The sequence below is a fragment of the Mesorhizobium sp. genome (assembly GCF_004962925.1).
In the GTDB taxonomy this organism is placed as follows: Bacteria; Pseudomonadota; Alphaproteobacteria; order Rhizobiales; family Rhizobiaceae; genus Mesorhizobium.
The window spans coordinates 1-4,750 of sequence record NZ_SUEO01000037.1 but is presented as its reverse complement, the minus strand read 5'-3'; the positions used below and the strand labels follow the sequence as shown (position 1 = coordinate 4,750).

General features: G+C 64.1%; 5 protein-coding genes and 1 pseudogene. All 6 read right to left on the bottom strand.

Annotated elements, in window-relative coordinates; genetic code table 11:
- Positions 1–517: pseudogene (locus E5W87_RS10555) on the bottom strand (PhoH family protein); the annotation flags it as partial.
- Between the two features lie 98 nt (positions 518–615).
- Positions 616–2,025: a tRNA (N6-isopentenyl adenosine(37)-C2)-methylthiotransferase MiaB gene (gene miaB, locus E5W87_RS10550; protein ID WP_292396740.1), complete on the bottom strand. Its 1,410-nt coding sequence runs from the start codon at positions 2,023–2,025 to the stop codon at positions 616–618.
- A 213-nt stretch (positions 2,026–2,238) separates the two neighbouring features.
- Positions 2,239–3,039, bottom strand: a complete 801-nt coding sequence (locus E5W87_RS10545; RefSeq protein WP_292396738.1) for a 1-acyl-sn-glycerol-3-phosphate acyltransferase — start codon at positions 3,037–3,039, stop codon at positions 2,239–2,241.
- Between the two features lie 58 nt (positions 3,040–3,097).
- Positions 3,098–3,592, bottom strand: a complete 495-nt coding sequence (gene rimI, locus E5W87_RS10540; protein WP_292396735.1) for a ribosomal protein S18-alanine N-acetyltransferase — start codon at positions 3,590–3,592, stop codon at positions 3,098–3,100.
- Complete coding sequence (gene tsaB / locus E5W87_RS10535) at positions 3,592–4,332, bottom strand: tRNA (adenosine(37)-N6)-threonylcarbamoyltransferase complex dimerization subunit type 1 TsaB (RefSeq protein WP_292396733.1); 741 nt, start codon at positions 4,330–4,332, stop codon at positions 3,592–3,594. Before tsaB ends, rimI begins: the two co-directional genes overlap by 1 nt.
- A gap of 181 nt (positions 4,333–4,513) precedes the next feature.
- Positions 4,514–4,750 (bottom strand): DUF1513 domain-containing protein (locus E5W87_RS10530; RefSeq protein WP_292396731.1); only part of this gene is annotated, 237 nt, incomplete at its 5' end.

The window sequence follows — 4,750 nt, the reverse complement described above, 5'->3', positions numbered from 1 at the left end:
CGAGCCGCTCGCCGGCCTCGACGGCCGGCCGCGACAGCACGATGCGCTCGACCATGCCGCGTTCGAGCAGCATCGCCGCATGCGCCACCGCCAGGAAAGTTTTTCCCGTGCCAGCCGGGCCGATGCCGAAGACGAGTTCGGACCGCTCCAGCGCGCGCATATAGGCGTCCTGGTTGAGCGAACGGGCGTAGATCGTCTTCTTGCGCGTCGATATCTGGGCGGCGGACACCTTGCCCTTGCGCTCAAGCGTCGGCAGCGTCAGCTGGTCGTCGGCGGCGATCGCCATGCGCACGGCGCCGTCGACGTCCGACTGGCCGATGTCAGCGCCTTTCTGGAGAATGCCGTAGAGATTATCCAGGGCGCGGCGCGCCTGCTCGGCGGCCGAGGCGGAGCCCTTGATGGTCAGCTGGTTGCCTCGCGAGCGGATATCGACGCCAAGCTTCTGCTCGAGCCTGGCCAGATTCTCGTCGAACTGGCCATAAAGGGCGCTGGCAAGCTTGTTGTTGTCGAAAGTCAGAACGATGTGCGCCATATCCGAAGCCCCCGATGGCAGGTTCTGGGGCAGGTTCTTCACTTCCGCAGCGCTCAACCGTCTCTCCTCATCTGCCGAGACCTTCAGGCCAATTCGGCGAACAGGCTGTTGTAACCCGTCTTCGTGATTCGTACCTGGATAATCTCGCCGATTTCGCCGGACTTTTCATCAACAATAACCGGCTGCAGCCATGGCGAGCGGCCAACCTTCTGGCCGGCCTGGCGGCCCGGCTTCTCGATCAGCGTGTCGATGGTGCTGCCGACCAGGCTCGCGCCGAAATCCTGCTGCTGCTTCAGCAGCAGCGCCTGCAGCCGCTGCAGCCGCTCGTCCTTGACGGCTTCCGGCACATGATCGGCCATCTCGGCGCCCGGCGTGCCGGGGCGCGGCGAATATTTGAACGAGAAGGCCGAGGCATAGTTCACCTGGCGGACAAGGTCCATCGTCGCCTCGAAATCCGCTTCCGTCTCGCCGGGAAAGCCGACAATGAAATCGCCCGAAAGCGCTATATCGCTCCGCGCAGCACGGATCCGGTCGAGCAACGTCAGATAGTCCTTCGCCGTATGCCTGCGGTTCATCGCCTTGAGGATGCGGTCGGAGCCGGATTGCACAGGTAAATGCAGATAGGGCATCAGCGCCGGCAAGTCACGGTGGGCGGCGATCAATTCGTCGTCCATGTCACGCGGGTGGCTGGTGGTGTAGCGCAACCGCGCCAGCCCGGGAATCTCGGCCAGCCGGAACAGCAGGCGGCCAAGACCCCATTCCTCGGCGTTTTCGCCCTCGCCATGCCAGGCATTGACGTTCTGGCCAAGCAGCGTCACCTCGCGCACGCCGGCTTGCGCCAGCCGCTCGGCCTCGGCGACGATCTGCGCCACCGGCCGCGACACTTCCGAGCCTCTGGTATAAGGCACGACGCAGAAGGTGCAGAACTTATCGCAGCCTTCCTGCACGGTCAGGAACGCGGTGACGCCGCGTTTGATGATCTCGGCGCGTTTCGGCTGCGGCAGATGCTCGAACTTGTCCTCGACGGCGTAGTCGGTCTCGACGATCTTTTCGCCGCCGCGCACCCGTGCCAGCACATGCGGAAGCCGGTGATAGGTCTGCGGGCCGATTACCAGATCGACGGCGGGCGAGCGGCGGATGATCTCGGCCCCCTCCGCCTGCGCCACGCAACCGGCGACACCGACCAGCATCTCGCGGCCGGCCAGAGCCCGTTCGGCCTTCATCTCACGAATGCGGCCGAGTTCGGAATAGACCTTTTCGGCGGCTTTCTCGCGAATATGGCAGGTGTTGAGCAGCACCAGATCGGCTTCGCCGATCGCATCCGTCGCCGTATAGCCATCAGCGGCCAGTGCGTCGGTCATACGCTGAGAATCATAGACATTCATCTGGCAGCCATAGGTCTTGACGAAGACCTTCCTGGTCGCGGCAGATGGTACGACCGCACTTTCGGCCGCACTTTCGATGTCGTCCCGTTCTATCGTATTCAGTTCCATCCGGCGGCTTCTAACGCCTTTCCTAGACAAAAAACAGACGATTCTGCTCTACAGAGCGGGATGCATTTGGATTGAACGGGGCATCCCGCTCTATCTGTTTGGTTCAGCCGCATTTGTGCGACGCCAAGTGTAACCACTTGGCTGCAAAATGCTCTAGCGCCGCGTGTCCTCTTGGACGCGCAAAGAGCGATGGAGTATGTGAGCCTTACCGGTCTACCGGCTTGGGCGCGGGTCGGCGAGAGCCGCGTGCACCATATCACGCACCCGACTTTCCATGAGCCGTGCCGTTTCCTTGCGGTTGGAGCCCTTGGAAAAGGCGACCGGCTCGCCGAAATGCACTTCGACGTCGAGCCCGCCCTCTGCCATCAGAACCTTGAGATGCGGCATCAAATCCTCGTCACCGATCCAGGCGGCAATCGGCCGGTGCCTGCGGCCGAGCGGCACGCCATGCAGGCGCGTGTAGACGATCGCCACCGGCTGGATGAAGACCTTTTCGGCCGCCCCTTCCGAAATCGCCATCGAGGCGGCGCCGAACAGCGTGCTCTTGAACGGCAGGACCATGTTGCCGTCGCCGGTCGAGCCTTCGGCAAACAGCACCATGGCGTCGCCCTTGGCCATGCGGCTGGCGATCTCGCTCGCCTGGACGCCCGACGAACGCTTGCGCTCGCGCTCGATGAAGACGGTGCGCTGCAGCTTCGACAGCATACCGATCAACGGCCAGCCGGCCATGTCAGCCCTGGCGATGAACGTCACGTCGACCATGGACCCCAGCACCATGATGTCGGTCCAGGAGATGTGGTTGGATGCGACCAATAGCGGGCGCTGGCTGGACAGGGTTCCCTTGACATGGATGCGCATGCCCAGCGCCCGGATGATGAGCCGATGCCAGATCTTCAGGATGAAAGTCTCGCGCCAGAGCCCGGTCTTCATCGACAGGATCTGCAACGGCACGAGGATCAACGAGCCGGCGACAACGAGGCCCAGCGCCAGGAAAATCCTGATTTTTCCGATCATGCGGTCCTGGCCCTGCCCCGAGTTCTAGAACGACGTGCGTCCACTTTTCGGGCCTGCGCTAGCGAAGATCGCGGCGCATGACAAGCGCGCCGGTCGGGCCGTGCTCTGGCGACCTATAATAGTTGGCACGCTTGCCAACTTCGCGGAACCCCAGCCGCCGGTAGAGCGCAATCGCGGCGACGTTGGTCTCGTCGACCTCTAGGAAAAGCGCCTCGGCACGTTGCGCGTGCAGTTCGCGCAGTACGGCATCCATCAATTGCCAGCCGAGCCCCTGGCGGCGATGGGAGCGCGCCACCGCGACAGTCAGGATCTCGCCTTCACCGGCAGCCAGGCGCGCCAGCACGAAGCCGACCGGCGGCTTAGCACCCTGTCCGGTCTGGCGCGCAGCATAACCGAACACCGTGTCCTGCTCGAGCAGCGCGGCGAATTCGTCGTCGGTCCACGGCCGCACGAAATCCTCGCGATGCAGCACCGACATGGCCGCGCTGTCACCAATCGTCAGCGGCTCGAGCGCAAAGTCCCTGCGGCGCGGCTGGAGGAAAGGAATGCGCATCAGGACCCGTTTCCTTTTGGACCATGATCTTTTTCGAAAACCGGTTCCCACTTTTCGGGATCATGGTCTTGCCTTGGTAGAATAAACCCGGCCTGAGGCTTGGCGTCCGCCCCGCGCAGATAGAGCGGTTTCGGCTTTTCGCCCCCACCCGTTTTACCGGCACCTTGGGCGGCATAGACGGCGATGTCGGCCGTGGCACTTGTCGGGCCGATGTCGAAGGCGCGCCCGGCTGACGCGGCGATTTGCGTGGCCGCAGTGCCGGCCAGAACCGGAGACCTGTCAACCGCCATGGCGGCGGCTTGCGAAAGCGTGGTCACCGAGGGACCGTAAATCAAAACGGACGCTTCGTCGTAAAGCGCGGCGTGGATCTCCTCGCGGCCGGCGTCGAGCGCGGCCAGCACGGCGCGGCGGGGAAACGTCGCTCCCGCTTGCGCGGCCAGCGCTTCCAGCGCCGTCACCCCGATCGCCGGGATTCTCAGCGCCAGCGCCAGGCCCCGCGCCGTCGAGACGCCGACGCGCAGGCCGGTGAAGGAGCCCGGGCCGGTGGAGACGGCGATGGCGCCGAGCCCGGCATAGTCGGTTCCGGCCGCCTTCAACGCCTCCTCGATCACGGCCATCAGATGCTCGGCATGGCCCTTGCCGAGATCCAGCACCGAGCGGCCAAGTTCTTTCCCGGCCGCCGCGTCGTAGACACAGGCGGCGCAGAGATTGGCGGCACAGTCGATGGCAAGCAACTTCATGAGACGTCCGGTTGGAGCACCCGCTTGGGCACAGGTTTGAAAGACAATTTCCCTGTGCCCGCCATGGCTCATCGCCGCAAGGGAATAATGCATAAATCGTTTCGCGGCTTCGTTTCGGCCTAGCCTGAAGGACGGTAACTTCCAGCGAACGTAACCGTTAGGGAACCGGTGCCGGAAGCACTTATCCGGCCTGCTCGATGCGCAGCATGTGATTGTCCCAGACATAGCCCGGCTCGGACCGTGTCGCGCCGCCCGCTTCGATAATTTCGCCGGTGCCCGTCGTCGCCATGAAGTCCGCCCCGTCGGGCGCCACGCCGCAGACCTCGGCCAGTGCGCTGGTGGCGACGATCCGGCCGCTGGCCGCATCGATGACGGCAAGCGAGTTGCCTTCCGGCGAGGACACGGCGACGGTGCCGGC